The 25,433-nt window shown below is 66.9% G+C and carries 29 protein-coding genes and 1 tRNA gene; 19 read left to right on the top strand and 11 right to left on the bottom strand.

The annotated features are described in order from the left end of the window. Positions 1 to 2: 2 nt before the first annotated feature. The 5 genes from AC3ZI9_RS14775 to AC3ZI9_RS14795 all read right to left on the bottom strand — a co-directional run bounded on the left by AC3ZI9_RS14775 (position 3) and on the right by AC3ZI9_RS14795 (position 3,052). Positions 3 to 1,214, bottom strand: coding sequence for an acetyl-CoA C-acetyltransferase (locus AC3ZI9_RS14775; protein WP_489923712.1), 1,212 nt, complete (start codon positions 1,212 to 1,214; stop codon positions 3 to 5). A gap of 16 nt (positions 1,215 to 1,230) precedes the next feature. Further along, entirely contained in the window at positions 1,231 to 1,461 is a 231-nt protein-coding gene (locus AC3ZI9_RS14780; protein WP_444553839.1) for a hypothetical protein, read from the bottom strand. A gap of 75 nt (positions 1,462 to 1,536) precedes the next feature. Beyond that, positions 1,537 to 1,612, bottom strand: a tRNA-Ala gene (locus AC3ZI9_RS14785). A gap of 83 nt (positions 1,613 to 1,695) precedes the next feature. Further along, on the bottom strand, positions 1,696 to 2,850 hold the full coding sequence (locus AC3ZI9_RS14790; protein ID WP_444553840.1) for an alanine racemase: 1,155 nt from the start codon (positions 2,848 to 2,850) through the stop codon (positions 1,696 to 1,698). Next, positions 2,837 to 3,052, bottom strand: coding sequence for a helix-turn-helix domain-containing protein (locus AC3ZI9_RS14795; RefSeq protein WP_086994207.1), 216 nt, complete (start codon positions 3,050 to 3,052; stop codon positions 2,837 to 2,839). Before AC3ZI9_RS14795 ends, AC3ZI9_RS14790 begins: the two co-directional genes overlap by 14 nt. A 397-nt stretch (positions 3,053 to 3,449) precedes the next feature. Between AC3ZI9_RS14795 and AC3ZI9_RS14800 the strand changes: the two genes are divergently transcribed. Beyond that, the gene (locus tag AC3ZI9_RS14800; protein ID WP_444553841.1) at positions 3,450 to 3,923 is read left to right on the top strand and encodes an Lrp/AsnC family transcriptional regulator; all 474 of its coding nucleotides are present in this window, start codon (positions 3,450 to 3,452) and stop codon (positions 3,921 to 3,923) included. A 21-nt stretch (positions 3,924 to 3,944) separates the two neighbouring features. Here AC3ZI9_RS14800 and AC3ZI9_RS14805 read toward each other — a convergent pair whose 3' ends face one another. Further along, entirely contained in the window at positions 3,945 to 5,411 is a 1,467-nt protein-coding gene (locus tag AC3ZI9_RS14805) for an SDR family oxidoreductase (protein WP_444553842.1), read from the bottom strand. A gap of 55 nt (positions 5,412 to 5,466) precedes the next feature. After that, positions 5,467 to 6,279, bottom strand: a complete 813-nt coding sequence (locus AC3ZI9_RS14810) for a TspO-related membrane protein (protein ID WP_444553843.1) — start codon at positions 6,277 to 6,279, stop codon at positions 5,467 to 5,469. 105 nt (positions 6,280 to 6,384) lie between these two features. On the opposite strand from AC3ZI9_RS14810, the gene AC3ZI9_RS14815 reads away from it, so the two are divergent. From AC3ZI9_RS14815 to AC3ZI9_RS14850, 8 genes are all read left to right on the top strand, one after another. Then, positions 6,385 to 6,942 (top strand): MarR family winged helix-turn-helix transcriptional regulator, encoded by a 558-nt coding sequence (locus AC3ZI9_RS14815; RefSeq protein ID WP_444553844.1) that lies wholly within the window; start codon positions 6,385 to 6,387, stop codon positions 6,940 to 6,942. Between the two features lie 77 nt (positions 6,943 to 7,019). After that, positions 7,020 to 8,078, top strand: a complete 1,059-nt coding sequence (locus tag AC3ZI9_RS14820) for a polyprenyl synthetase family protein (protein ID WP_489923713.1) — start codon at positions 7,020 to 7,022, stop codon at positions 8,076 to 8,078. A 2-nt stretch (positions 8,079 to 8,080) separates the two neighbouring features. Further along, positions 8,081 to 8,965: a phytoene/squalene synthase family protein gene (locus tag AC3ZI9_RS14825; RefSeq protein ID WP_444553846.1), complete on the top strand. Its 885-nt coding sequence runs from the start codon at positions 8,081 to 8,083 to the stop codon at positions 8,963 to 8,965. Next, positions 8,965 to 10,704 carry a phytoene desaturase family protein gene (gene crtI / locus AC3ZI9_RS14830; RefSeq protein ID WP_489923714.1) on the top strand — a complete coding sequence of 580 codons (1,740 nt, stop codon included), beginning with the start codon at positions 8,965 to 8,967 and terminating at the stop codon, positions 10,702 to 10,704. Before AC3ZI9_RS14825 ends, crtI begins: the two co-directional genes overlap by 1 nt. Then, positions 10,701 to 11,063 carry a lycopene cyclase domain-containing protein gene (locus tag AC3ZI9_RS14835; protein ID WP_444561146.1) on the top strand — a complete coding sequence of 121 codons (363 nt, stop codon included), beginning with the start codon at positions 10,701 to 10,703 and terminating at the stop codon, positions 11,061 to 11,063. Before crtI ends, AC3ZI9_RS14835 begins: the two co-directional genes overlap by 4 nt. Next, entirely contained in the window at positions 11,060 to 11,374 is a 315-nt protein-coding gene (locus tag AC3ZI9_RS14840) for a lycopene cyclase domain-containing protein (RefSeq protein WP_444561145.1), read from the top strand. The genes AC3ZI9_RS14835 and AC3ZI9_RS14840 overlap by 4 nt, the downstream gene beginning before the upstream one ends. After that, complete coding sequence (locus AC3ZI9_RS14845; protein WP_444561144.1) at positions 11,371 to 12,225, top strand: prenyltransferase; 855 nt, start codon at positions 11,371 to 11,373, stop codon at positions 12,223 to 12,225. The genes AC3ZI9_RS14840 and AC3ZI9_RS14845 overlap by 4 nt, the downstream gene beginning before the upstream one ends. Then, positions 12,222 to 13,880 (top strand): cryptochrome/photolyase family protein, encoded by a 1,659-nt coding sequence (locus tag AC3ZI9_RS14850; RefSeq protein WP_489923715.1) that lies wholly within the window; start codon positions 12,222 to 12,224, stop codon positions 13,878 to 13,880. The genes AC3ZI9_RS14845 and AC3ZI9_RS14850 overlap by 4 nt, the downstream gene beginning before the upstream one ends. 78 nt (positions 13,881 to 13,958) lie before the next feature. Here the strand turns inward: AC3ZI9_RS14850 and AC3ZI9_RS14855 are convergent, their stop codons facing one another. The 3 genes from AC3ZI9_RS14855 to AC3ZI9_RS14865 all read right to left on the bottom strand — a co-directional run bounded on the left by AC3ZI9_RS14855 (position 13,959) and on the right by AC3ZI9_RS14865 (position 15,832). Then, the gene (locus AC3ZI9_RS14855) at positions 13,959 to 14,369 is read right to left on the bottom strand and encodes a hypothetical protein (RefSeq protein ID WP_444553852.1); all 411 of its coding nucleotides are present in this window, start codon (positions 14,367 to 14,369) and stop codon (positions 13,959 to 13,961) included. 154 nt (positions 14,370 to 14,523) lie between these two features. Beyond that, positions 14,524 to 15,024 carry a DUF456 domain-containing protein gene (locus AC3ZI9_RS14860; protein ID WP_444553853.1) on the bottom strand — a complete coding sequence of 167 codons (501 nt, stop codon included), beginning with the start codon at positions 15,022 to 15,024 and terminating at the stop codon, positions 14,524 to 14,526. Positions 15,025 to 15,067: 43 nt separating this feature from the next. Next, on the bottom strand, positions 15,068 to 15,832 hold the full coding sequence (locus tag AC3ZI9_RS14865) for a SurA N-terminal domain-containing protein (protein WP_444553854.1): 765 nt from the start codon (positions 15,830 to 15,832) through the stop codon (positions 15,068 to 15,070). 244 nt (positions 15,833 to 16,076) lie between these two features. Between AC3ZI9_RS14865 and AC3ZI9_RS14870 the strand changes: the two genes are divergently transcribed. From AC3ZI9_RS14870 to AC3ZI9_RS14910, 9 genes are all read left to right on the top strand, one after another. Then, complete coding sequence (locus AC3ZI9_RS14870) at positions 16,077 to 16,835, top strand: LamB/YcsF family protein (RefSeq protein WP_444561142.1); 759 nt, start codon at positions 16,077 to 16,079, stop codon at positions 16,833 to 16,835. After that, positions 16,832 to 18,457, top strand: coding sequence for a 5-oxoprolinase subunit B/C family protein (locus AC3ZI9_RS14875; RefSeq protein ID WP_444561141.1), 1,626 nt, complete (start codon positions 16,832 to 16,834; stop codon positions 18,455 to 18,457). The genes AC3ZI9_RS14870 and AC3ZI9_RS14875 overlap by 4 nt, the downstream gene beginning before the upstream one ends. Continuing rightward, positions 18,454 to 19,185 carry a GntR family transcriptional regulator gene (locus tag AC3ZI9_RS14880; RefSeq protein WP_444553857.1) on the top strand — a complete coding sequence of 244 codons (732 nt, stop codon included), beginning with the start codon at positions 18,454 to 18,456 and terminating at the stop codon, positions 19,183 to 19,185. The genes AC3ZI9_RS14875 and AC3ZI9_RS14880 overlap by 4 nt, the downstream gene beginning before the upstream one ends. Positions 19,186 to 19,308: 123 nt before the next feature. Continuing rightward, the gene (locus tag AC3ZI9_RS14885) at positions 19,309 to 19,566 is read left to right on the top strand and encodes a hypothetical protein (RefSeq protein ID WP_444553858.1); all 258 of its coding nucleotides are present in this window, start codon (positions 19,309 to 19,311) and stop codon (positions 19,564 to 19,566) included. 7 nt (positions 19,567 to 19,573) lie between these two features. Continuing rightward, positions 19,574 to 20,467, top strand: a complete 894-nt coding sequence (locus tag AC3ZI9_RS14890) for an FHA domain-containing protein (protein WP_444553859.1) — start codon at positions 19,574 to 19,576, stop codon at positions 20,465 to 20,467. Positions 20,468 to 20,569: 102 nt separating this feature from the next. Further along, positions 20,570 to 22,027 (top strand): GuaB1 family IMP dehydrogenase-related protein, encoded by a 1,458-nt coding sequence (locus AC3ZI9_RS14895; protein ID WP_444553860.1) that lies wholly within the window; start codon positions 20,570 to 20,572, stop codon positions 22,025 to 22,027. A 77-nt stretch (positions 22,028 to 22,104) separates the two neighbouring features. After that, the gene (locus tag AC3ZI9_RS14900) at positions 22,105 to 22,578 is read left to right on the top strand and encodes an ATP-binding cassette domain-containing protein (RefSeq protein ID WP_444553861.1); all 474 of its coding nucleotides are present in this window, start codon (positions 22,105 to 22,107) and stop codon (positions 22,576 to 22,578) included. Then, the gene (locus AC3ZI9_RS14905) at positions 22,565 to 22,903 is read left to right on the top strand and encodes an ATP-binding cassette domain-containing protein (RefSeq protein WP_444553862.1); all 339 of its coding nucleotides are present in this window, start codon (positions 22,565 to 22,567) and stop codon (positions 22,901 to 22,903) included. Before AC3ZI9_RS14900 ends, AC3ZI9_RS14905 begins: the two co-directional genes overlap by 14 nt. After that, positions 22,900 to 23,634 carry an ABC transporter permease gene (locus tag AC3ZI9_RS14910; protein WP_444553863.1) on the top strand — a complete coding sequence of 245 codons (735 nt, stop codon included), beginning with the start codon at positions 22,900 to 22,902 and terminating at the stop codon, positions 23,632 to 23,634. Before AC3ZI9_RS14905 ends, AC3ZI9_RS14910 begins: the two co-directional genes overlap by 4 nt. Here the strand turns inward: AC3ZI9_RS14910 and AC3ZI9_RS14915 are convergent. Beyond that, entirely contained in the window at positions 23,631 to 24,050 is a 420-nt protein-coding gene (locus tag AC3ZI9_RS14915) for an Lrp/AsnC family transcriptional regulator (protein WP_489924045.1), read from the bottom strand. The two genes, AC3ZI9_RS14910 and AC3ZI9_RS14915, sit on opposite strands and share 4 nt — an antisense overlap. Positions 24,051 to 24,299: 249 nt before the next feature. Here AC3ZI9_RS14915 and ald point away from each other — a divergent pair, with 249 nt between their 5' ends. Beyond that, on the top strand, positions 24,300 to 25,430 hold the full coding sequence (gene ald, locus AC3ZI9_RS14920) for an alanine dehydrogenase (protein ID WP_444553865.1): 1,131 nt from the start codon (positions 24,300 to 24,302) through the stop codon (positions 25,428 to 25,430). Positions 25,431 to 25,433: the final 3 nt, after the last annotated feature.

Genomic DNA, 25,433 nt, shown 5'->3' on the forward strand with positions numbered 1-25,433 from the left:
GTTCAGCTGCGTTCGATCAGGGTGGCGACGCCCATGCCGCCGCCGATGCACAACGTGACCACCGCACGGCGGAGCCCGGTGCGTTCGAGTTCATCGACCATGGTGCCCAGGATCATCGCCCCCGTGGCACCGAGGGGGTGGCCCATCGCGATGGCGCCACCGTGGACGTTGAGCCGGTCGTCGGCGATGGCGAAGTCACGCTGGTATTTGAGTGCGACGGCGGCGAAGGCCTCGTTGATCTCCCACAGGTCGATGTCCTCGGGGCCCAACCCCGCGGTGGCCAACAGCTTGCGGGTGGCGGGGGTGGGGCCGGTGAGCATGACCGTCGGATCCGCTCCGGAGACCGCGGCTGCGGTGATACGCGCCCGCGGGCTCAGCCCCAGGTCCTCGCCCACGGTTTCGGAGCCGATCAGGACCAGACCGGCCCCGTCGACGATGCCCGAGGAGTTGCCCCCGGTATGGACGTGGTCGATCTCCGGGACCCAATGGTATTTTTCCAGCGCGACGGCATCGAAGCCGCCATCGGTGCCCATCCGGGCGAAGGCGGGACGGATCGAGGCCAGCGTGTCCACGGTGGTCCCGCGGCGCAGATGCTCGTCGTGGTCCAGGACGGCCACCCCGTTCTGGTCCTTCACCGGCACGATCGACCGCTCGAAGTACCCGTGGTCCCACGCCGCGGCAGCCCGTTGCTGTGATCTGGCGGCGAAGGCGTCCACGGTCCTGCGGTCGAAGCCTTCGATCGTGGCGATGAGGTCGGCGCTGATCCCCTGCGGGACGTAGGAGGTGTCGAAGCTGGTGGCCGGGTCGAAGGCCCAGGCCCCGCCGTCGGAGCCGATGGGGACCCTGGACATGGATTCGACGCCGCCGGCGATGACCAGATGTTCCCAGCCGGAGCGGACCTTCGCGGCGGCAAGATTGGCGGCCTCCAGTCCGGAGGCACAAAACCGGTTGAGTTGGAATCCGCCGACGGTGTCCGGAAGTCCGGCGGCGATGGCCGCGATCCGGGCGATGTCGGCCCCCTGGTCGCCGATCGGGGTGACCACCCCGAGGATGAGATCGTCGATGCGTGATTCATCCAGCCCCGGATTGCGTTCACGCAGGGCATCGATCAGACCGGTGACCAGCGAAATCGGTTTGGTCCCGTGCAGGGCCCCCTGGCGACCGCGACCGCGCGGGGTGCGCACGGCGTCATAGATATAGGCTTCGCTGCTCATGCCAGCTCGGCTCCCTTCAGCGCATCCGTCCTGCGTGCAACATCGCACGGTGGTTCCATCGTAGGCGGTTCGGCTCCACGGGGGCAGGGTCGGGTGCTTCACCGGTCGGCGGCAGGGAAACCATGGCCCGGATCTTCTGCGGTGCTGCCTGCGACTTCGCGGGCGAGGCATTATGCCTGGCCGTCCTTCCCACGGGCCAGCCGTGGGCGGCGGCGAACCAGCTGGCAGGAGCCGCAGGTGAACTCATTGGAAGCCCGGGACCCGGTCGGCCGAAGGGCAGAAAAAGAGTCCAGTCGGGGTGACACCCGGCTGGACTCCGCTGTGGTGGAGCTTGGGGGAATCGAACCCCCGACCTTTTCATTGCGAACGAAACGCTCTACCAACTGAGCTAAAGCCCCGCGCGCATGAAATCACACGCTGATACCACTTCCGTCAGCTTAACGCACTCCAAGGGGTCAACACAAAACATGCCGGCCCCGGCTCAGCTATTGCGGCCGCGCGCAGCCACGATCCAGCGGTCGACTATGTCGTAACCGGCCTCCGGACCGGTCCTGCCGTCCTTCCGCCGGACCACCGTCACCGCATCCACGAGATTCGGCACGAGGCACACGTGGTTCGGGATGACCTGCAGGACCTCCCCATGGCCCGGAAGCCGACTTCCCGCCGGGTACTCCACGGTCCCGTGGTGCTCCGATAGTGCCGAGACATGCGCCCGTGGGGCACCCAGGATCCGCCCGAATCCGGTGGCCCAGGCGGGGCGGTCCCCTCCGAGGACCTTCGACCCGGCATCGAGCACCACCTGCCCACCGCCCTCGGGGCGGTCCCGCCGGGAGACGACCGTTGCCGCGACCGTCAACGCGATGTCCCCGACGTCGCAGTGGCCCATTTCCAGCTGCTGGGCATCGTTGAACACATAGACCCCGGGCCTGACCTCGGTGGCCGCGCCGGGCTCCGAGGCATAGGCCGTCGGGGTTGAACCGCCACTGAGCTCCAACCCTTCGAAGCCGGCGGCCCGCAGCGAACCGGCGGCCTGACGCAGAACCCGGGATTCGTCGTCCACGGCGCCCGCGGAGGCGCCGGGGCCATAGCTGTGCCCGGGGAAGGTGAACAAGCCCACGATGCGCAGCCCGGCCTCGCGGGCCGCCACGGCAACGGACGCGGCCTCCTGCGGATCCGCGCCGCTGCGGTGGTGTCCGCTGTCGAGTTCGATCATGATGCCGGCCGTAGCTGCTTCCTCGCCCAGTCGGGAGGCCAGGTTCCGTGCTCCTTCGAGGGAATCGACGCCGACGCGCAACCGGGTCCGTCGGGCCAGTGCCGCCAATCGGGGTGCCATCGGCTCGCCCACCCAGAGCGGATAGGCGATGAACAGGTCCTCCACGCCGGCGTCGGCGAAGACCTCGGCCTCCCCGAGGGTCGCTACGGTGAGTCCGGTTGCTCCGGCGGCCCGCTGCATGGCCGCGATCTGCAGGATCTTATGGGTTTTGGCATGGGGACGCAGTCGCTGTCCCCGTGCGGAAACGGCCCGCCCCAGCGCGTCGATGTTCCGGCGAAGGATATCGAGGTCGATCAGGACCTCGGGGGTCTGCAGCGTCGAGGGGACGACGGCGGGGAGCTTGCTGCCCCTAGCGGCTTCCATCACTGGTGATGCCACCGTCCTGTTTGAGCCCTTCGCGGGTGGCGACATATTGACGCTCGATATAGGCCTCGAGTTCGCTGCGCTCCACGCGCCAGACGCCCCGCCCGCCGACCTTGATGGCGGGGAGCTCGCCGCTACGGACCAGCGAACGAACCTGGGGCATGTTCACGCTCAACTCCTCGGCGACGTCTTCCAGACGCATGAATCTCATATCTCGAAGTTAGCCCGTGTTTGACGTCGTTTCCAGTCATTAGGAGCACGTGGGGACAATCAGGGGTCACGTCACGTAGGCCCGCAGGATTCCCTCTGGGGGAATCTCGCGGGCCATACTCGTAGTGGACTATTGGTTGCGGGGCTTCTTGGGCCGTACCGTTCCGGAAGCGCTGGTGGTGCCGCCGAACCGTCAACCTGACCTTCGAATGCTTGTGGCATTGCCCAGTTCCTCTCATCAATAGACCATTCGCCGGTCAGACCGCGCAACAGTATTGATTTTGATTGATCAATATGACTACTCTTGGATTCCGTTCGCGGAGAACGTTGGTCATTTTGACCGGCATCCGGCCGAGGCCATCCGCAGCACCCCAGCAAAGGAGCACCGGGTGACACCCGAGCGATATCAACTCGACACCACGGATCGCCGCATCCTGGCCGCCATGGACCAGGACCCGCGCATCCCGATCATGATGCTGGCCCAGCGGCTGGGCCTGGCTCGTGGGACCGTACAATCCCGCCTCGAGAAGCTGGCAGCCTCGGGTGCCTTGCGTCCCAACAGCAGTCGCGTCACCCCTGCCGCCCTGGGCCGCGGGGTCTCCGCCTCCGTCTCCGCGGAATTGGACCAGTCCAAGCTGGACGAGGCGATCGCTGCGTTGCGGGACATTCCCGAGGTGCTCGAATGCTTCGCGCCGGCCGGTGACACCGACCTGCTCATCCGGGTCGTGGCCTCGGACCCGGATGACCTGTACCGGGTCAGTGAGGTCATCCGTTTCTGCCCGGGCATCACGCGCACCTCGACGTCGATGTTCCTGCGTGAGGTCATCCCCTACCGCACCACCGGCCTGCTCCACGAACCCTGATCCGTCGAAAGGCAGTGGGTTTCAGGCCCCGGAGCGTTGATGCGCTGCGCGGACCACGCGGTCCACCATGCTCTTGAAGATGACCCCATGGAAGGGCAGAACCCCCAGCCAATAGAGCCGACCCCATAAGCCGCGGGGGAAGAAGATCGCCCGCTGACGGTACATGCTTCCGCCCCCGGGCGCCGGCTCGACCCTCAACTCCAGCCAGGCGCCACCGGGCACCTTCATCTCGGCGCGCAACAGCAGTGACTTCCCGGGCTCGATGGCCTCGACGCGCCACCAATCAACGACGTCATTGAGCATGAGGTTCGTTTGACTCCTGCGCCCACGACGCAGCCCGACACCACCGGCCAGCTTGTCCATCCAGCCACGGACCGACCAGGCCAGGGGCATGGAGTACCAGCCGTTATCGCCACCGATGCCCTCGATGACCTTCCACACCTGCTCGGGGGAAGCGTCGGAGGCCCGTTCCCGGTCGTCGGTGAAAACGGTCCGCCGGGCCCATTCCGGGTCACTCGGCAAGGGTTCGGCCGGCTCCGCCAGTACTTCGGCATTGGCCCAGGACGTCTCCACGGCCCCCGCCTCGATCTTGATCAGAGCCAACTCCACCGACCGCTCATAGCCGGTCAGGCCGCCCTCGGGAGGAGAAATCAGATCATCGATGCGCCGGTCCTTCACCACGCAGTCATGCTGCAACGACTCCACCAGCGGGATGGCCAGTGCGCGGGGAATGGGCGTGACCAGATTGACCCACTGGCCGGCGAGCCACGGGGTGAGCACGGGCAGCGCAATCACCCAGGGTTGGCGCAGACCCGCGACCTTGGCATAACCGCGCATCATCTCCGAATAGGTCGGGGCGTCGGGCCCGCCGATATCGAAGGTTCCGGCGGCCCCTTTGGGCAACTCGGCGGCATTGACCAGATAGTAGAGCGCGTCCCGGACGGCGATGGGTTGGACCCGGTTCCTCACCCAGCGGGGCGCGGGCATGACCGGCAGGACGTCGGTGAGGTGCCTGACCATTTCGAAGCTGGCGGATCCTGAGCCGATCAGTAGTCCGGCTTGCAAGACCACCGTTGGGGTTCCCGAGGTGGAGAGGATCTCACCCACCTCCTTGCGGGAGGCCAGATGGCGGCTGAGCTCACCTTCGGGGTGGAGCCCGGAGAGGTAGACAATCCGCTTCAGACCAGCTTCGCGCGCGGCCTGGGCCACGTTGAGCGCACAGCTACGCTCGATTCGTTCGAAGGAGGCGTCCCCACCCATGGAGTGCACCAGATACATCATGACGTCGACCCCCTCGACCAGCTGCTGCGCGGCCCGGGCGTCCTCGAGGGCCCCTTCGACGACTTCCACCTGATGGGCCCACGGAATATCGCGGAGCTTGGCGGGATTGCGGGTCAGCACCCGCACGGTGTGCCCCCGTTCCAGCAATAGCGGAACCAACCGGCCCCCGACGTATCCGGTGGCTCCGGCCACGGCAATGCGGCTCATCTGCTTCTCCTTCGTCGGTGGTGCTCTTGAAAACTGGTGGTTCAACGAACAGCTGTCACGACCGCGCGACCTCGGCTGCCGGCCCGTGCGTGACCAGTCGTGCCGCCACGACGGCTACCAGGACGAGGGCTGCGGCACTGGCCGCAGTGACGGCCACGGGGGTGGATTCCAGCCCGCCGTCGCTGCGGCCGACGGTGATCCAGACCAATCCCCACGCCAGCGCCACACCGGGTCCCAGCCGACCGCGCGAGTACACCGCGGTTCCCACGCCGATCGCTGCGACCACCAGTAGGACGGCACCGGCGATGACCGGCACCGGAAGCCCGAAACCCGTGAACCCGGAGGAGGCCAGCAAGGCCGAGACGTTGGCCACTGCGGCCACCGACACCCACCCCAGATAGAGGCCAAACGTGCCACCGAGAACAACCCGGTCCAGCAGATTGGACTCCGGGGTGCGCCGCAGGATCACCAGGATGACGCACAGCGTGGCCAAAAGGGCGAAGATCACCACCACGCTGACCCCCAACCATCCCAGTTGGACCACCCCGAGCCACAGGGCGTTGAGCAGGCCGGACGCCGCCGCCCATCCTCGGAGCTTGCGGTGAAGGGCATCATCCCGCCGGGAGGGCAGGAACTGGACCACGGCGTAGAGCAGGAGGCCGAGATAGATGATGCTCCAGATCGAAAAGGCACCCGACCCCGGTGCCAGGATGGTGCCATCCGCTGACAGCCAGCCGTCCGCCACATCCTGCACCGACGTCCCGACCACGGCGCCGCTTCCGAGGAAGGCCCCGGCGATGGCCAAGGCCATGGCGGCAGCCGTCAGCAATGGGGCCAGGGTGCCCGAGCGTGCTGTCGTGGTCGGCATTCTTCGCTCCTGCTTCATCGTCTCCAGAGGAGTCGCACTCGACAAATGGTGATTCATGCACAAGTATGTAGCTAGATTTTCTTATTATCAAGTAAGGCTGGACCCATGGCAGAGAATGAGCAACCCACCTCCCCGGCGAGCCGAATGCACCCGGCATCAGTGCACCTGCGCAGGATCCTGGTGCTCAATGACGTCATGGAATACCGCATGCGGATGCACCTGAAAACAAACGACACCGATTTCCAGGCCATGCAACAACTCATGCAGCTGGGGCCGCTGACACCCTCGAAATTGGCTGGGGCCCTCCACCTGACCACGGCGGCCATCACCAGCGTCATCGACCGGCTGGAAAAAGCGGGCCATGCCGAACGCGTCCCCCACCCCACCGACCGCCGCGGGGTCCTGGTCAAACCCACCGACTCCTCGGTACGCGAGGCCATGGCGCAACTCATGCCGATGATCCTGAAAACCGACTCCCTGGTGCGGGAGATGGACGACAAGGAACAGCAGGCCGTCACCCGCTATCTGCAGGGAGCAGCGGATGCCGTACAGGAACGGATCGACGCGATGGCCCAGGAACACCAGGAGCAGTCGGAGGAAACCGGCGGACCCACCACCGCCGGCCCCACCGCAAAGGCGAAGAAGACGGAGGATGGGACATGAGTACCGAACTCCATGAGTGGAAACACGCAGGCTCATCCGGAAGCGTGTGCACGAGGCCGCCTCCTGAATCAACCGGCATGGCGCCTTCGCCCCAGGAGGCCTCCCCCTCCTTCGACGAGATGGTGCAACGAATACTCGATGCGGAGCAACGGGCGGACCGTGCGGCACCGGGGTTGAACTCACGGAACTACGACGCCTTGTGCCGGCGACTGGAAGCCACCCTGCACGGCGGCAAGCGGACGCGACCCCACCTGGTCCACGTCGCCTTCCGGGCCTTTGGAGGCCGGGATCTCGAGGCAGCAGCCACACTCGGTGCCGGATTCGAAATGCTTCACGCCGCCTTGCTGATGCACGACGACGTCATCGACCGTGATTTCGTCCGTCGCGGTGTCCCGACCCTGGGAGCCGGGTATCGCGACGATGCACTGGCCCATGGACATGCGTCGGGGACCGCCGAACATGCAGGACATTCAGCCTCCATCATCGCCGGCGACATCCAGCTGGCTGGTTCCATTCGCCTGGCGGCCTTGGCCTCGGCCGGCTCCCCGAACGCCCGCACCATCCTCGACGTGGTGCATTCCGCGCTCCTGGCTTCAGCCGCCGGGGAACTCGATGACCTGGTGTTCTCCCTCTCCCCGGCCAGGACACCTGAATCCGATGTGCTGAACATGGAACGGCTCAAGACCGCCATCTACTCCTTCGAAGCCCCGCTGCAAGCCGGGGCGTTGCTCGCTGGCGCGCCGCCACGTCTGGCGGCACGGTTGGGCGGGTTGGGCCGGAACCTGGGAACCGCCTACCAGATCATCGACGACGTCCTGGGGACCTTCGGGAACCCCCAGGAGACCGGCAAGTCCATCGACTCGGACCTACGCTCGGGCAAACGCACCGTGCTGACGGCCCAGGCGGAAGGCCACCACGGGTTCCGCTACGCCCGGGATGCCTACGCTGCCGGTCGTGCCGGCATCGAGGAGGTGCGTTCGGCGTTGGCCGATAGCGGCGCCGAACCCCGGGCCCGGGCCCTCGCGTCGAAGTTGGTCACCTCCGCCTTGAACGAGGCACGGGGTCTCGAGCTGACTCCGGCGATCCTCGACGAGCTCGCCACGATCGGCGAACATGTCCTGAATCGGAAGAAGTAGTCATGAGCATCGAGGACCTCTCCAAATACTCCGACGCGGCCGGCCGAAGTGCCGGCGTCGTGATTTCCCGCTATTCCTCCTCGTTCGGTCTCGCCTGCCGGATGCTGGGCCCCCGGGCCCGCCGGGACATCGAGAACATCTATGCGTTGGTTCGTGTCGCCGACGAAGTGGTGGACGGCGCAGCGGCTGCCGCCGGTCTGGATGTCGTCGCCGTGGGCGAGCAATTGAACCGCCTCGAACAGGAGACCGAGCTGGCGATGCTGTCGGGGTACAGCACCAACCTGGTGGTCCACGCCTTCGCCGGCACGGCCCGGGACTGCGGGATCCAGGCGAGCCTGACACAACCGTTCTTTGCGTCGATGCGAGCCGACCTGACGGTCACCCGGCATGATGCCGACTCATTGGAGGAATACATCTATGGTTCCGCCGAGGTGGTGGGACTGATGTGCCTGCGCGTCTTCCAGACCATGCCCGGAGCCAGCAAGGGCCACGACCAGGAACTGGAACGGGCGGCACGCAGCCTCGGATCAGCCTTCCAGAAAGTCAACTTCCTGCGCGATCTGGCGGCCGACGGCGAGGAACTGGGACGCAACTACGTTGCCGCCTCCGGCACCGCGCCCCTCGACGAGGCGGCCAAGGACCATTTGATCGCCCAGATCCGCTCGGAACTCATCGAAGCGCAGGCGGGCCTTCCCCTTTTGGCCCCCGGCGCCCGGCGGGCCGTTGGCTTGGCCCACGGGCTGTTCGTGGCCCTGGTCGATCGGCTCGACGCAGCTCCCGCAGAGCACCTGCTCCAACGCAGGATCCGGGTCCCGGGAGCCGAGAAAGCTTCGATCGCGCTGCGTGCCATCGCAGCACGGTCCCCGCGCAAGGCAAAGGCAGTTTGATGAGCTGGACTTCATTCCGACGTCGTGCCGCACGACGCTATTACGACCCCGCCGCCCGCTCCACGCGACGAAGCCGGCACGGTACCGGCGACTCGGTGCCCACCACCGGGCCCCCTTCCACCCCGGGCGAAGCAACCCGCAGGATCGTGGTCATCGGTGGCGGCATCGCGGGGCTGGCCACCGCTGGCCTATTGGCCCGCGACGGTCACGACGTCACGCTTTTGGAACGCGGGGAATATCTCGGAGGACGGGCCGGACGCCATGCGGTCGACGGCTTCACCTTCGATACCGGCCCCTCCTGGTACCTCATGCCCGAGGTCATCGACCACTGGTTCCGGCTCATGGGAACCAGTGCCGACGAGCAACTCGACCTCGTGAAGCTCGCCCCCGCCTACCGCACCTTCTTCGAGGGGTACCAGGAGCCGGTGGACGTGCGCACCGGCCGAGCCGACGTCGAGGCACTTTTCGAGTCCATGGATCCCGGGTCCGGGCAGAAGCTGCGGTCCTATCTCGAGTCAGCGGAACTGACCTACTCGCTGGCCAAGAAGCACTTCCTCTACGACGACTTCCGCACCTTGGCGGGGCTGGCCCACCCCACGGTGCTCCGCCACGGGGTGGACATGGCCCGGCTGCTGGCCACGAACCTCAACGCCTTCATCAGCGCAAGGTTCCGCGACCCGCGCCAACGCCAGTTGCTCGGATACCCCGCGGTCTTCCTGGGGACCACCCCCTTCAAGGCGCCGGCGATGTATCACCTGATGAGCCACCTGGATCTCGCCGACGGCGTCCTCTACCCTAAGGGCGGATTCGCCGCCCTCGTCGATGCCATGGAGGCCAACGCACGCGCCGCAGGCGTCACGATCATCACCGACGCCACCGCGCAACGGATCACCACCCGTGACGGGTCCCGCCGGCGTGGCGTGGTCGATACCGTGGAATACTCCGATGCCGCCGGGGCCCGGCAGGTAATCCAGGCCACCGACGTGGTGGCCGCCACCGATTTGCACCATGTCGAAACCGCTCTGCTCCCGCCCGGAAGGCAGAGCCACCCCGAACGGATGTGGCGGCGGCGCGACCCGGGCCCCAGTGCGGTACTGGTGTGCCTGGGGATCCGCGGAAACCTCGACGAGCTGGTCCACCACAACCTGCTCTTCACCGCCGACTGGCGGGAGAACTTCGGCCGGATCGACGCCGGGGAGGACCTGGCCGCGCAGACATCGATCTACGTCTGCAAACCCAGCGAAACCGATCCCGGCGTTGCCCCGGCCGGGCACGAGAACCTTTTCATCCTCGTCCCTTCCCCGGCCGTTGAGGCCTGGGGTGCCGGTGGCGCCGACGGCACCGGGGCGCCCATGGTGGAACGGGTGGCCGACGCCGCCATCGACCAGCTCGCCGACTGGGCGGAGATCCCCGACCTGCGTGAGCGGATCGTCGTACGGCGCAGCTACGGTCCCGGGGATTTCGTGGAGAACTTCAATGCCTGGAAGGGCAGCGCACTGGGTGCTGCCCATACCTTGCGCCAGAGCGCCTTTCTGCGACCGGGGATCCGCAGCGCCAAGGTAGACGGTCTGTTTTATGCCGGAAGTTCCGTCCGCCCCGGCATCGGCGTCCCCATGTGCATGATCAGCGCCGAACTGGTCCTCAAGGCCATCCGCGGGCAGACGTTCCGGGGCGCGTTGCCGGTGCCCGGGCCTCGAACGATCAGGGCGAATGCCGAATCCCCGGCGAGAACGGCATGACCTATCTGCTGATCCTGTTGTTCCTGCTCGGCTGCATGACGCTGCTCGATGCCCGCTTCGGCCTGTTCTTCTGGTCCCGCCCCTGGAAGGCGGCTCTCGTCCTGGCCCTGGGCATCGTCTATTTCCTGAGTTGGGATCTATGGGCCATCGCCGCGGGCATCTTCCTGCACCGCGACTCCCCCTTGATGACCGGCATCATGCTGGCCGACCAGCTTCCCCTGGAGGAGCCGGTCTTCCTGCTGTTCCTGAGCTACCAGACCATGATCGCGTTCACCGGATGCGTTGCCTGGCTTCGCCACCTGTTCCGGGACAAGACGGGCCACCGGGCCACCGTGCAGGAAGGACCGGTGGGCTCGTGAGCTATCTGGAACTGAACTACTTCTTTCTGGGACTGTCCCTGCTGACACTGCTCTGGGCCATCCTGGCCCGTCGGCTGGATCGCCGTCGGATGACGGCGATGTTGGTCGGTGTCTTCGCCCTGTTGATCCTGACGGCAGTCTTCGACAACGTCATGATCGGCTCAGGGCTTTTCGACTACTCCTCCGAGACGCTGGCCGGGCCGAGGGTCGGTCTGGCTCCGTTGGAGGACTTCGCCTATCCTCTGGGGGCCGCCATCCTGCTGCCTTCGGCTTGGTTGCTGTTGGATCCCCGTCCCCGAAAGGACCCATGAAGGACCTCATTGCCACCTCCCGCCCCGTCTCGTGGGTCAACACCGCCTACCCGTTCGCGGCTGCCTACCTGCTGGCCACCGGTGGCATCGACTGGATCCTGGCGGTGGGGACACTGTTCTTCCTGCTGCCGTACAACCTGGCGATGTATGGGATCAACGACGTCTTCGACTACGAATCGGACCTGCTGAACCCCCGCAAGGGCGGGGCCGAAGGGGCGGTGGTGGATCGAACCCGGCACCGGACGATCCTGTGGGCCTCGGCGTTGTTCGCGCTGCCCTTCGTCCTTGCCCTGGCCACGCAGGGCGGTTGGCCCGCCAACCTGGTCCTGCTGGTGTCCTTGTTCGCCGTCTATGCGTACAGCGCCCCGGTGTTCCGGTTCAAGGAACGCCCCTTCCTGGATTCGGCCACCTCCAGCATCCACTTCGTCTCCCCTGCCCTGTACGGGCTGGTCCTGGCCGGGGCCACCTTCACCCCCGGGCTGTGGTGTCTTTTGGCGGCCTACTTCCTTTGGGGGATGGCCAGTCATGCCTTCGGGTCGGTGCAGGACATCGTCCCGGACCGTGAGGCGGGCCTGGGCTCGGTGGGCACCGTGCTCGGCGCCCGCCCGACCGTCGTCGCCGCTGCCGCTGCCTATGTTGCCGCCGGACTGTTGATGCTAGCCAGTGCTTGGCCCGGGCCCCTGGCCGGGCTGTTGGCCTTGCCGTATGCGGCCAACGTCCTGCAGTTCCTGCGTGTTGACGATGCCGGATCGGGGGTCGCCAACCGTGGATGGCGCCGCTTTTTGTGGTTGAACTACTTCACAGGGTTCTGCGTGACCATGCTGCTGATCTGGTATGTGGGGATCCGATGAGTTCGATCATGTGGTTTCGCGACGACCTACGCCTCGCCGACAACCCCGCCCTCCTAGCGGCCACCCACGACGGCGGGGTCGTGGCCGTCTACATCCTCGACGAGGAATCCGAGGGGCTGCGCCCACTGGGTGGGGCCGCCCGCTGGTGGCTGCATCAGGCCTTGACCGGTCTGCACAGCGATCTCGCGGACCGGGGCATCCAATTGGTGTTGCGCCGTGGCCCGGCGGCCACGGTCATGTCGGCTCTGGTGCAGGAGCTGAACCCGGAGAGCATCTATTGGAACCGCAGGTACTGGGAACCAGAACGGGTAGTGGATACGGCGGTCAAGGAGAACAGTCGGGTCGCCGGAGTCCATGCCGAGAGCTTCCAGGCCTCGCTCCTTCACGAACCGTGGAAGGTCACCACCGGTCAGGGCGGGCAGTACCGGGTCTTCACGCCGTTTTGGAACCAGCTCAAGAAACTGGACTTCCGACACCCGATGGAAGCCCCGTCAGTTGGCGCCAACCCACGTGATCCGCGGCCGGGAAAGGAGATCCCCGCAATCGGTTCGGACGATCTGGCTACCTGGACACTGGTTCCTGCCGGTTCCACCTGGCCGGAAAAACTCGCGACCCATTGGAGCCCCGGAGAGGCCGCCGCCTGGCGCTTGCTGGAGGAGTTCAGCGAGGAGGCCGTGGCCGACTACGAAGAGGGGCATGATTTCCCGGGCATCGCCGGCACCAGTCGACTGTCGCCGTATCTTCGCTGGGGACACATCAGCCCCTTCCAACTCTGGCATGCCCTCTCCGAGGCTCCCGGCCCGAGCACGGCTGGCGCTGCGGCCTTTCTGCGGCAGGTGGGATGGCGCGAGTTCTGCTGGCATCAGCTCTTCCACCACCCGGAATTGGCCCAAGCGAACCTACGGCGGGTCTTCGACGGCTTCGACTGGAGATGGCCGACGGAACCCGGGTCGGCCACACCGGCCCGGCTGCGCGGTATCCGCAGCCCGACGGCGACCACCGAGCAGGCCGTCTCGGAGGAACCCGTGGACGCCTGGAAGGCGGGGTGCACCGGGCTGCCCATGGTCGACGCGGGCATGCGTCAGCTGTGGGAAACCGGGTGGATGCACAACCGCGTGCGGATGCTGGTCGCCAGCTTCCTGACCAAGAACATGGGGGTGCATTGGCAGGTCGGGGAACAATGGTTCTGGGAGACCCTGGTGGATGCCGATCAGGCGTCCAACCCGGCGAACTGGCAATGGGTGGCCGGTTCCGGCGCCGATGCTTCACCGTTCTTCCGGATCTTCAACCCGCAAACCCAAGCCAAGCGCTTCGACGCGAATGGCCGGTATGTCTCCCGCTGGGTCCCGGACGCAGCACTTCCCGACTATCCCGAGCCCCTCGAGGACCTCTCCGAGTCCCGTCGGCGGGCGTTGGCGGATTACGACCGGATCAAGAAGTCTAGCATGCATCGGGCTATTTGGCTCGGCGCAAGGTGGCCCCTGGAAGAAGGCCGGGTAGCGCCACCGCATGTAGAACATGACGACCACACCCAGGGCAAGCACCGCGATACCCAGGATGAACACCATCCCGAGCCCGGCGATGTTGCTTCCCGATCCGTACTCGGGGTCCATCGAGTCGACCGCGGTCTTGAAGAGCGCCTTCGACGTCGGTGACACCCCGCGGCAGGTCGCAGGCTCTTCGGCCGCAGCTGGAGCGCTGTTGAAAGGGCTGCTCTGCGGCCAGCACCAGGGCTAGGAGCCGGTGGCGCCCATCATCGACTGCATCAGATCGGGGTTGGCGGACTGGTAGGTCAGCCAGAGGATCCCGGCGCTCAAGGCCAGCGAAAGGCCGCCCCAGATGACCCCGAGCTTGGCCAGGAAGCGGACCTCGTCGCTCGGCATGGGGAGTTTGTCCGTCTTGAAATCATCGGCCAGACGCCCCATCCGCATCGCCGGGGATTCGGGGACGCGTTCGGTGAGCCCGGCCAGCGTGTTGGCGGCCCAGTCGGTGCGTCCGCCCTGCAGGCGGGCGATGGTCAGATCGTGCTTGCGATCCTGACGGAGCTGGATGATGCGATCACCATGGCGGGCCAGCAGGATGTCCTCGCCGAGATGCATCGTCCTGCCCGTTGCACGCTGCTGACGATCCGGTGCGACGCTCATGACCATGCTCCCTCCGAGTGAATCGACACTCCGTGAAATTCTTCGTACTATCAAAGTACGCCGCAAATCCGCGCCGACACGGTGAAGGGCGTTGGAAGGCGAGCAAACTCACAAGGGGGTGTGGGGCGCGCCGCCCCGCGGGGAGCGCCCACGTTCACCGAGCGGAAAAATGCCAGATGACCCCGATGGTCCAGACCGAACCGGCGAGCGCGGCGCAACCGAATTCGATGAGTATTCCGATCCCCGTGGACTTCAGTGTCCTCACGCTGGCGCGCATCGCGGATCCCAGGTTCCGCCTCCGGGCATATTCGGCCAGGAGCAGCCCGACACCGAACCCCAGGAAGAGCCCGACGATGGGGATCAGGAACATCCCGGCAATGCCTGCGGCCACGGCGAACAGGATCGTTCCCCGGGGGATCTGTTGGCTTTTGAGGCTGCGCCCGGTCAGGACCATCGACGCCGACCAGCCGGCCAGGGCCAGGACCATGCCCACCACCGCGCAGGTCCACGCCGCCGGGCCGCCGATGAACAGGGCCCATCCCAAGAGCGTGAGGATCGTCAGCAGGCTTCCCGGCAACACGGGATAGATCGTTCCTGCGACGGAAAAGACCAGCAAAAGGCCGGCGATGATGGTGACCAGGACCTGTGTATCCACGGTCCTAGTCTGCCAGCATCACCGGCCCGGAAACGTCTCGATCCTAGAGGTTGATCTTGACGTCGGCGTCCTTACGCAGCTTCTTCACCAGTGTCTGGGTGGCTTCGTTCTCCTTCTGCTGGACGAGCTGCTGCTTCAGCTGGGACTTGGCGTCCTTGTACTTGGGCATCTCCGGGGCGTCCTCACCGGATTTGCCCTGCTGCTTCTGGGCGTCCTCGGCCTTCTTATAGGCGGCCTTCAGCTCCTTTTCGCTGGGTTCGAAGGGACCGGCTTCCTTCTCGATGTAGCCTTCGACCTCGACCTGCTGCTTGATCTGCTTATCAACGGTCTTGCGCTCCATGCCCTGCTTCTTCAGGGCGGCCAGGAACTCCTTCTTATCCATCTGCTGGGACTTCGCCGCTTCGGTCAGCGCCTTGTCCATCTGCCTTTCGGTGGCTTTCACGCCGGCTGTCCTGGCCTTCTGGATCAGCAGTTCGGTGCCGACCATGCCGTCGGCGACCTGCTTCTTCATCTCCGTCTGGTCGGAGAGGTCCTGGCCGGACATCTGTGCCTGCATGGCCGCCTGCTGGAACTGGCTCTCGTAGACACGGGTGAACTCCTTCTTGGAGATGTCCTTGTCATTCACCGTGGCCACGACATCGGGAATGCCCTTCAGGTCCGGCGAGGGGGCGGCCGCCTGCTCACTGGACTGCGAGGAGGGTGCCGCGGACGAGCCATCGGCTTCTTCATTGCCGCCGCTACCGCAGGCAGTGACCAGGGAAAGCGACCCCACCAGTGCCAGTGCGGCCAGCATCTTCTTCTTGTTCACGTGCTACCTCCTGAGGATTTTGAATCTTGTCGAGGCTAGCAATGCGACCTGAACGTCCACTGAAGATCGCCCCCTCCACGGCAGATTTATGCTCTGGGCCAACTTCCGGCCCCTCCGGGCGGGGCCGGTTCTCCGCCGTGGCTGCTCCTCGCCGACGGCGGAACCAGCCCGCAACCATCGGATTGTTGAACAATCATTGTCTCTGGTGCAAGCTGGTCGGACCAGCAACCGGACGGAGACCACGGTGCCCACCATCGACCTGAACAGCGACGTCGGCGAATCCTTCGGCGAGTGGAGCAAGGGCGACGATGCCGCCATGTTCCGCTCCGTCACCAGCGCCAATGTCGCCTGCGGCTTCCATGCCGGCGACCCCTCCACCATGGGCCGGACGTGCCGCGATGCCGTGGCTGCCGGAGTAGGCATCGGGGCCCATGTCTCCTATCAGGACCTGGCCGGCTTCGGCCGCCGCTTCGTGGACTGCTCCCCCGTCCAACTGGCCGACGACATCCTGTACCAGCTCGGGGCCCTCGATGCGGTGGCCCGGGCGGCCGGCGGTTCCATCAGCTACGTCAAACCCCATGGCGCCCTCTACAACGCCATCGTCCACCACCGTGAGCACGCCCAGGCCGTCGTCGACGCGGTCAAGGCCTTCGGCAACGATCTGCCCCTGCTCCTTCTGCCCGGATCCGTGGCACTGGAACGCGCCGAATCCGCCGGATTGCGTCCGGTCATCGAGGCCTTCGCGGACCGTGCCTACAATTCCGACGGGTCGCTGGTCCCGCGCCGCGAAGAAGGGGCCGTGCTCCACGATGCGGCAGCCATCAGCACCAACATGGTCCGGCTGGCCACCCGGGGCACCCTGACGGCCCGGGACGGCTCGACGTTGTCGATCCCCGCCGAGAGCATCTGCCTGCACGGCGACACCACCGGAGCCGTCGAACTCGCGGGCGCGGTCCGCCGGGGACTGGAGGAGGCAGGCGTGGACATCCGGCCGTTCGCATGAGGACGACGGCGCTGCGTTGGGCCGGCACGCGCACCCTCCTGGTCGAAGTCGGCACGCTGGAGGACGTCGTGGCCCTCCACCGCCGGTTGACCGATGCTCCGTTGCCCGGACAGATCGAGGTGCTCGCCGCGGCATCCACCGTGATGCTCGCCTTCGACACCCGCGCCCACGCCCTGGCGGCCCCCGCCGCCCTGGACCGGTTGGATGACGGGCCGGCGACCACGGTGGGCGGACGCGAGATCACCGTGGACGTGGTGTACGACGGCGATGACCTCGCCGAGGTCGCCCGGATGACCGGACTGGGCGCCGACGGGGTCATCGCCGCCCACACGGCCCAGCTCTGGACGGCCGCCTTCGGTGGTTTCGCGCCGGGTTTCGCCTACCTCCACGGGGACGACGCGTCCTTGGAGGTACCGCGTCGGCAGTCCCCACGCACGGCCGTGCCGGCCGGATCGGTGGCCCTGGCGGGGAGGTTCTCGGCCATCTACCCGGCCCGGTCCCCGGGTGGTTGGCAGCTGATCGGCCGCACGCAGGCCGTGATGTGGGATCTGGACCGGGACCCTCCGGCGCTGGTCCGGCCCGGGGACCGGGTCCGCTACCGTGCCGTCCGTGAACTCGTTGAGCTCCACCCGACGGCCGGCACCCCCACCCCACGGGCCGAAGACACCGGAGGCGCCGAGGCCTCCGACACCTCCCTTCTTGTTCTTTCCCCGGGACCGCAGTCCCTGCTCCAGGATCTGGGCCGCCCGGGGCTGGGCGATCTCGGGGTTCCGGCGGCAGGTGCCGCCGATACCGCCTCGGCCCGGCAGGCCAACCGGCTGGTGGGAAACCCTGCCCACGCGGCGGTGGTCGAAACCCTGGTGGGAGGACTGCGGATCCAGGCCTGCGGCGAGCTGACGCTGTCCTTGACCGGTGCCGCCGAGACGGCGACGGTCTCCGGACCCCACGGCCGACGGCCCGTGGCGGCCCGCGCACCCTTCGCCCTCCACGATCACGAGGTCCTCACGGTGCAGGCCCCGACCAGCGGATTACGCAGCTACCTCGCGGTCCGCGGCGGACTGGTGGCCGAGGCGGTGCTGGGCAGCCGTTCGGCGGACACGTTATCGGGCCTCGGCCCGGCACCACTGGCGTCCGGCACCTCGGTGCCGGTCGCTTCCGTGGCCCGCGGGCATATCGTCACCCACCCCGAACCCTCCGTCCTGCCCCGGCCCCGGGAGGGCACCGTAAATCTGCGCATCACCTCCGGCCCCCGGGCCGACTGGTTCGCCCCTGACGCCATCGATGCCCTCTGCCGCCACCCATGGTCCGCCGGAAGCCAGTCGAACCGGGTCGGGCTCCGCCTGGAGACCGGCGACCGGCAAACCCCCGTGGAACGCATCCGGACCGACGAGCTGTCCAGCGAAGGCACGGCCACCGGCTCCCTGCAGGTTCCCCCCTCGGGGCTGCCCGTCCTCTTCCTCACCGACCATCCCGTCACCGGCGGGTACCCGGTGATCGCCGTCGTCGTCCCCGAGGACCTGCCGGCCGCAGCCCAGGTTCCCCCGGGCACGTCCATCCGCTTCACCGTGGTGGACCCCGACACCCTGCTGCCCCGACCACCAGCCAGGAGCCGGGAGCCATGACGCCTCCAGTTCATGAGCACGACGGCGCTGGCTCCCGTCACGCCCACACGGGGGCGTGGATCGCCGCGGTCCTTCGCCGGCGGATCGCAGCGGGCCTGCTGACCCCGGGGTCGAAGCTCTCCGAGCAGAAGCTCTCGGTGGAGCTCGGTGTCTCGCGCAACACCCTGCGGGAAGCCTTCGGGACACTCGTCGCCGAATCGGTGGTGGTGCGGATCCCCAACCGCGGGGTCTTCGTGGCCTCCCCCGGAGCCGAGGACGTCCGGGAGATCTACCGGGTGCGCCGGGTGATCGAACCCTCCGCCGTCCTGTGGGGCACCCCTGCGGAACGGGAACTGGAAGCCATGGACGCCATCGTCCGCCGGGCCGCGGAGGCCCGGGACGCCGGGTCGGTGCCCGGGATGGCTGACGCGAACCAGGCCCTGCATCAAGCGGTCATCGCCCTGACCGGAAGCCAGACGCTCCAGGTGCTCATGGACCGGGTGCTGGCCCGGATGAGACTGGTCTTCCACACCATGTCCACGACGCCGGATTTCCATCCGCACTACGTGGAACGCAATATCGGCCTCGTGGCCTGCCTGCGGGCCGGCCGGCCGGAGGAGGCCGCCCGGATGCTGCGCGATGGCCTCGATGCCGCCGAGGGGGAAATCCTGGCCCGCATCGAGGCCCGGGCCCCCGATCCGGAGGTCCGCCATCGCGCAGTGCCGGTCACGCCAATACGAAATAAATAGGTCTATCAAATAATTGATAACTAGAATATCGTACTACTTGAGACGAACGCAGTCCCACACCAGACCTGACTCACCCGGAGCAGGCACCGAAATTTCGTCCGCGACCGAAGAGGAAGTTTTGCGATGTCACAGGAAGCCAGCACGCCACAGGAATCCGGAGCAAACCAGGTCAGCGACTGGTCGGATCTGGGCCAGCAGTTGTGGTCCTATCTCACCGGACGCGGCGCAGCCGTGAACTACACGCTCGTTGACATGACCGTCGAAGTCCCCCGGGACATCGGTCCGGACGCACCTCGTGCGACCTGGAAGTTCGACGGCACGCTGCGGGTCACCACCAGCGATGATCAGGCCGTCGGCTCGGACCCCCACCGGGATCGGTGATGATCCGATGAGACTGGATATGGACCTCGCCTTCTCAGTCACCGTCCCGGCGACCGATACCGAGCCGGAGTCCACGGTGAACGGAACCATGAAGGCCAACGGGACCGAGGTGGTCATCAGCACCGACACCCCCGATCTGTACCGGATCGGTCCGCGTGCCGATCTGCGCTCGGTCAGGGGATTCGCCAAGGAGCTCAGCGAGTGGGGCCTGAGTGTTTCACTGGCTTCACCCGAAGGGACCATCGTGTCGCTGGGAGCCGTCAAGGCCAATGCCGCACAGCGGCTACTCACCAGATCGGCCCACATCCGGCCGGGAAAGGACGGGACTTGGTCCGCGCTGCTCCGCGGTTCCCCGGGCGATCCCGCACAGAGCCTGATTCCCCCGGGAACACCCTTCCCGCTCTCGCCCACGTTCCAGCGCAACTACCGGATGCGACCGACGACGACCCACTACACCTATGGTGGCGGCCGCCCACGGTTGATCTTCGTGAAGGACGGCGAAGCCTGGGACGGGCGCCCGGCGCAGGTCTTCGACCTGAGCGCAGAAACCACGGTGATCGGCGGCAACGCCGAGGCCGAACTCCGGCTACCGCAGACCAGCGATGCCCATGCCACCATCACCCACTCCACGGATGATGAGTACATCCTCACGGCCACCTCACCGGTGACCGGCAGCACCCGGTTGCCGGAGGGTGGCTCCTACACGTTGCGTACCGGCGCCCGCATCGGCATCGGCCCCTGGCGGCTGGTCTTCGTCCGCGAGGAATATGCCGACCATGGTCGCCCCCATGGCGGTCGGCAAGGCGGCGAGTTGGCCTACCAGAAGCCGCAGTACGATCACCGGTATGGAGCGGTCGAACACGACGCAATCTACGGACTGGGAGACCCGCGCGAGGACTAGCCCCGGGTGCCTCGCCACGCATGGCGCGGCGAGGCACCGGACATGCCCCACGACCCCGGCGGTGGTGTCGCGTGGACTCATTTGAACGGTACCCTCGAGCATGTGAAGTTTCTCAATGACGTCAACCCGTCCCATGACCTGACCTATAACGACACCTTCATGGTGCCCTCGCGTTCGGCCATCGCCTCACGCACGAGCGTGGACCTGACCACCCCCGACGGCATCGGAACCTCGATCCCGTTGGTGGTGTCCAACATGACCGCCGTCGCCGGACGGCGCATGGCGGAAACCGTGGCCCGTCGCGGAGGCATCGCGATCCTGCCCCAGGACATCAGCCGGGAGGCGGTCGACGACATGGTCGGCCAGGTCAAGGGCGCCCATACCGTCTTCGAAACCCCGATCACCGTCCAGACCACCGATTCCGTCTCGACCGCCCTGTCCCTGCTGGGGAAGCGGTCCCACGGGGCCGCCGTCGTCCTCAACGGCCACGAGCCGGTGGGCATCGTCACCCTGGGCGACTGCCAGGAGGTCGACCGCTTTGCCCGCATCTCCGAGGTGATGAGCGAGAACATCGTCACCGCTTCGGTCGACGAGGACCCGCGCGCCGTCTTCGATACGATCGCCGAACGCCATCTGTCCATGGTTCCCATGCTCGAGGACGGCCGGCTGGCCGGGGTGCTGACCCGCAAGGGCATCCTGCGCTCGACCATATACTCCCCCGCCGTCGACCCGCAGGGCCGGCTCATGGTCGGTGGCGCCGTGGGCATCAACGGGGACGTGGGGGCCAAGACCACCAGCCTGCTCGAATCCGGCGTCGACGTCCTCGTCGTGGACACCGCCCACGGCCACCAGGAGAAGATGATCGAGGCGCTGCCGCAGGTCACCGCCGCCCGGGATGAATTCGCCGAACGCACCGGCCGTCGGCTGAAGGTCGTGGCCGGGAACGTCGTGGCCGCCGAGGGGGTGACCGATCTGGTCTCCGCCGGGGCGGACATCCTGAAGGTCGGCGTCGGCCCGGGGGCCATGTGCACCACCCGCATGATGACCGGGGTGGGACGCCCCCAGTTCTCGGCCGTGCTCGAATGCGCGCAGGCTGCCCACGAATCGGGGGCCGAAGTCTGGGCCGACGGCGGGGTGAAGTACCCGCGCGACGTCGCCCTGGCCCTGGCCGCGGGCGCCGCCAGCGTCATGATCGGCTCCTGGTTCGCCGGAACCCACGAATCCGCGGGCGACCTGGTGGTGGACCCCCACGGCCGCTCCTATAAGGAAAGCTTCGGGATGGCCTCCGCCCGTGCCGTGCAGAACCGTACCAAGAGGCAGTCGGCCTTCGACCGGGCCCGTTCGGGACTATTCGAGGAAGGCATCTCGCATTCGCGGATGTACCTCGACCCGGCGCGTCCCGGGGTGGAGGACCTGGTTGATTCGATCATTTCCGGCGTCCGTTCCTCCTTCACCTACGCGGGAGCCGAGTCGATCGCCAGGTTCCGCGAACGTGCCGTCGTCGGCGTGCAGTCCAGCGCCGGCTATGAGGAAGGCCGTCCCCGCGAAACCTCCTGGTAGCCACCCGCTCCGGGCCGCCGGCCGGATGCGGGCCCACGGGCTTGACCCGTGGCCCCGGCAGGGATCTCATGGGTTCCATGGGCACTGAGGCACCAGCCATCGAAGTCGACGACCTGGTGGTCCGTCGCGGCCGGACCGTGGTCCTGGACGGACTGGGGTTCTCGGTCGGTTCCGGGGACGTGGTGGGGTTGCTTGGCCCCAGCGGCTGCGGGAAGTCGACCCTGCTGCGCAGCATCGTCAGAACCCAGCTGGTCCACGGCGGGAGTGTCCGGGTCCTCGGCGAGCCGGCCGGTTCCCGGCAGCTCCGCCGCCGGGTCAGCTACATGACCCAATCGCTGAGCATCTATGACGATCTCACGGTGCGGCAGAACCTCGAATACTTCCGCAAGGTCCTCGTCGCCCCCGGCGGGGACACCGACCGGGTGCTGGAGCTGACGGATCTGGCCGGTTCGGCCCATGAGGTCACCGAAAACCTCTCGGGTGGCCAGCGCAGCCGGGTTTCGCTGGCGGTGGCCCTGCTCGGGGGACCCCGAGGTGATGATCCTGGATGAGCCCACCGTCGGACTCGATCCCGTGCTGCGGGCGGACCTCTGGTCCCTCTTCCGGCAATTGGCCGCGGACGGGGCCACCCTGCTGATCTCCAGCCATGTGATGGATGAGGCGACCCGGTGCGACCGGTTGCTGCTGATGCGCGAGGGCAGGTTCATTGCCGACGATTCCCCCGCCGGACTGCTGCGGAGCACGGGAACCGGGACCACCGAGGAGGCCTTCCTGACCCTGATCGCCGCCAACGACCCGCCGGCCACGGCCACCCCGCGGACCCGCGGACGGCATCGCCGGGCCCCGGCCGGTCAGGCCCCGGGAGGCAACCGGTGAGCCCCTCGGGCACCTGGGCGACCGCCGGACGCGTCCTGGCGCAGATCCTTCATGATCCACGCACGATCGCCCTCCTGCTGGTCGTTCCGAGCCTCCTGATCGGCCTGGTGGCCTGGATCTTCTCCGAGACCGACGTCTTCAGCACCATCGGGCCGGCCCTCATCGCGATGTTCCCGTTCATCGTCATGTTCCTGGTGGCGAGCATCAGCACGCTGCGCGAACGTCGTTCCGGGACCCTTGAACGGCTGTTGACCATGCCCCTGGGCAAGGGGTCCTTCGTGCTCGGCTACGCGTTGGCCTTCGGTCTGCTCGCGGTGGCGCAGACGGCGATCGCCGTGGCATTCTCGATCTGGGTCTGCGGTCTGGAGATCAACGGCCGGCTCTGGCTGCTCTTCCTGGTCGCGGTGGCCGATGCCCTGCTGGGCACCGCCCTGGGCCTGCTGGCCAGTGCCTTTGCCCGCACCGAGTTCCAGGTCGTGCAGTTCATGCCTGCCTTCGTCTTCCCGCAGATCCTCCTGGGGGGACTCTTCCTGCCCCGCGCCCAGCTCCCGGACGTGCTGGAAACGATCGGGGACTGGCTGCCGCTCTCCCACGCCATGGACGCCCTGACCGCCGTGGCCACCGGTGACGAGGACTCCGGCTACATCGTGGTGCGGACCCTGTTCATCGGGGCATGGATCGTCGGTTCCATCGTCCTGGGGTCAATCACCCTGCGCCGCCGCACGCCCTAGAGCCAGGGAACTTCGCCGCGGGTATGTTCGAAGACCAGTGAGGTCTGCGTGGAGGCCACCGCCGGATTGGCCGAGAGGTTGTCCAGGACGAACTGGCGCACATCGCTGGAATCCTTGACCGCCACGTGGATCACGAAGTCATCCGTTCCTCCCAGGAAGAACAGCTGCATCACCCCGGCCTTGCTGCGGATCTCCTCGGCGAAACTGGACATCAGGTGCCGTGCCCCGGGGCGGATCCGCACGAAGATCAGCGCCTCGAGCGCATGCCCGAGGACCTCCGGATCCAGATCCAAGGTGAATTTGCGGATGACCCCCGTCTCACGCAGCGCGTTCATGCGGGCCAGGCAGGTCGAGGGGGCGATCCCGAGCTCCTCGGCCAAGGAGTTGTTGGTCCGCCGCGAGTTCTCGGTGAGCATCCGCAACAGACCACGGTCGATATCATCGAGCTCGTAATGCCGACTGGTCCGAACATTCTTCGCTGTGGCCACGTCACACTCTTTCGGGCGGATGGAAATTACGGATATTCTCGATTGTACCGAAATAAAATCTGCGTCACACCCGAAGAACCGCAGGAAAGCCACCACTGTTTCGTACCGCCAGCCGTCGACCCCTGGAGAGGAAATCCGAGGGTCCGTCACGGCGTACAGACCCACCAAGGAGTCCTCATGATCATCGGCGTCCCCCGTGAAATCAAGAACAACGAGTTCCGCGTCGCCATCACCCCGGCAGGGGTCTCCGAATTCGTCGCCCAGGGTCACGAGGTCCTCGTCGAGACCGGCGCGGGCCTCGGCTCGGGCATCCCCGACGAACTCTACGTCGACGCAGGGGCGACGATCGCCTCGGACGCCGACGGGGCCTGGGCCGACGCCGACATGGTGCTCAAGGTCAAGGAACCCGTCGCCGAGGAATACCACCGCATCCGTGCCGGCCAGATCCTCTTCGCCTACCTGCATCTGGCCGCCTCGAGCGAGTGCGCCCGGGCCATCATCGACGCCGGCGCCACGGCGATCGCCTACGAGACGGTCACCGCCGGCCGGACCCTGCCGCTGCTGGCGCCCATGTCCGAAGTCGCCGGTCGGCTCGCCGCACAGATCGGGGCCTTCCAGCTCCAACAGCCCACCGGCGGCTCGGGCATCCTGATGGGCGGCGTGCCCGGCACCCGCCCGGCCAAGGTCGTGGTCATCGGTGGTGGTGTCGCCGGTGAAAATGCGGCGGCGATCACCTCCGGCATGGGCGCCGACGTGACGATCATCGACATCAGCCTGGCCCGGTTGAAGGAAATCGATGTCGCCTACAACGGTCGGATCAAGACGCTGGCCTCCACGAAGTTCACGATCGCCGGCGAGGTCGCCGCGGCGGATCTGGTCATCGGTTCGGTGCTGATCCCCGGGGCCGCGGCCCCGAAGCTGGTCACCACGGAGATGGTCTCGCATATGCGTCCGGGATCGGTGTTGGTGGACATCGCGATCGACCAGGGCGGCTGCTTCGAGGGATCGCATGCCACCACGCATGTCGACCCCACCTATACGGTGCACGACGCCGTCTACTACTGCGTGGGGAACATGCCCGGCGCCGTCCCGCAGACCTCGACGGTGGCGCTGACCAACGCGACCTTGCCCTACGCGCTACGGATCGCCTCCAAGGGCTGGCAGCAGGCACTACAGGACGACGACGGGCTCGCCAACGGCTTGACCGTGCACGACGGCCACGTCACCTTCGCCCCCGTGGCCGAGGCCCTGGGGCTGGCCCACACCCCGACCGCAGAGGTTCTCGCCGCAGCAACGAACCACGCGTAGGCC

Source organism: Arthrobacter sp. AOP36-F1-5 (assembly GCF_058137995.1).

Excerpts from the sequence above, each read along its gene's own strand:
- AC3ZI9_RS14875 (WP_444561141.1), top strand. The coding sequence starts at position 16,832 with ATGAGGACGACGGCGCTGCGTTGGGCCGGCACGCGCACCCTCCTGGTC.
- AC3ZI9_RS14795 (WP_086994207.1), bottom strand. The coding sequence starts at position 3,052 with ATGCGTCTGGAAGACGTCGCCGAGGAGTTGAGCGTGAACATGCCCCAG.
- AC3ZI9_RS14905 (WP_444553862.1), top strand. The coding sequence starts at position 22,565 with ATGATCCTGGATGAGCCCACCGTCGGACTCGATCCCGTGCTGCGGGCG.
- AC3ZI9_RS14845 (WP_444561144.1), top strand. The coding sequence starts at position 11,371 with ATGAAGGACCTCATTGCCACCTCCCGCCCCGTCTCGTGGGTCAACACC.
- AC3ZI9_RS14775 (WP_489923712.1), bottom strand. The coding sequence starts at position 1,214 with ATGAGCAGCGAAGCCTATATCTATGACGCCGTGCGCACCCCGCGCGGT.
- AC3ZI9_RS14825 (WP_444553846.1), top strand. The coding sequence starts at position 8,081 with ATGAGCATCGAGGACCTCTCCAAATACTCCGACGCGGCCGGCCGAAGT.
- ald (WP_444553865.1), top strand. The coding sequence starts at position 24,300 with ATGATCATCGGCGTCCCCCGTGAAATCAAGAACAACGAGTTCCGCGTC.
- AC3ZI9_RS14815 (WP_444553844.1), top strand. The coding sequence starts at position 6,385 with ATGGCAGAGAATGAGCAACCCACCTCCCCGGCGAGCCGAATGCACCCG.
- AC3ZI9_RS14915 (WP_489924045.1), bottom strand. The coding sequence starts at position 24,050 with ATGCTCACCGAGAACTCGCGGCGGACCAACAACTCCTTGGCCGAGGAG.
- AC3ZI9_RS14835 (WP_444561146.1), top strand. The coding sequence starts at position 10,701 with ATGACCTATCTGCTGATCCTGTTGTTCCTGCTCGGCTGCATGACGCTG.
- crtI (WP_489923714.1), top strand. The coding sequence starts at position 8,965 with ATGAGCTGGACTTCATTCCGACGTCGTGCCGCACGACGCTATTACGAC.
- AC3ZI9_RS14780 (WP_444553839.1), bottom strand. The coding sequence starts at position 1,461 with ATGAGTTCACCTGCGGCTCCTGCCAGCTGGTTCGCCGCCGCCCACGGC.
- AC3ZI9_RS14885 (WP_444553858.1), top strand. The coding sequence starts at position 19,309 with ATGTCACAGGAAGCCAGCACGCCACAGGAATCCGGAGCAAACCAGGTC.
- AC3ZI9_RS14855 (WP_444553852.1), bottom strand. The coding sequence starts at position 14,369 with ATGAGCGTCGCACCGGATCGTCAGCAGCGTGCAACGGGCAGGACGATG.
- AC3ZI9_RS14820 (WP_489923713.1), top strand. The coding sequence starts at position 7,020 with ATGGCGCCTTCGCCCCAGGAGGCCTCCCCCTCCTTCGACGAGATGGTG.
- AC3ZI9_RS14790 (WP_444553840.1), bottom strand. The coding sequence starts at position 2,850 with ATGGAAGCCGCTAGGGGCAGCAAGCTCCCCGCCGTCGTCCCCTCGACG.
- AC3ZI9_RS14805 (WP_444553842.1), bottom strand. The coding sequence starts at position 5,411 with ATGAGCCGCATTGCCGTGGCCGGAGCCACCGGATACGTCGGGGGCCGG.
- AC3ZI9_RS14810 (WP_444553843.1), bottom strand. The coding sequence starts at position 6,279 with ATGCCGACCACGACAGCACGCTCGGGCACCCTGGCCCCATTGCTGACG.
- AC3ZI9_RS14880 (WP_444553857.1), top strand. The coding sequence starts at position 18,454 with ATGACGCCTCCAGTTCATGAGCACGACGGCGCTGGCTCCCGTCACGCC.
- AC3ZI9_RS14890 (WP_444553859.1), top strand. The coding sequence starts at position 19,574 with ATGAGACTGGATATGGACCTCGCCTTCTCAGTCACCGTCCCGGCGACC.
- AC3ZI9_RS14900 (WP_444553861.1), top strand. The coding sequence starts at position 22,105 with ATGGGCACTGAGGCACCAGCCATCGAAGTCGACGACCTGGTGGTCCGT.
- AC3ZI9_RS14850 (WP_489923715.1), top strand. The coding sequence starts at position 12,222 with ATGAGTTCGATCATGTGGTTTCGCGACGACCTACGCCTCGCCGACAAC.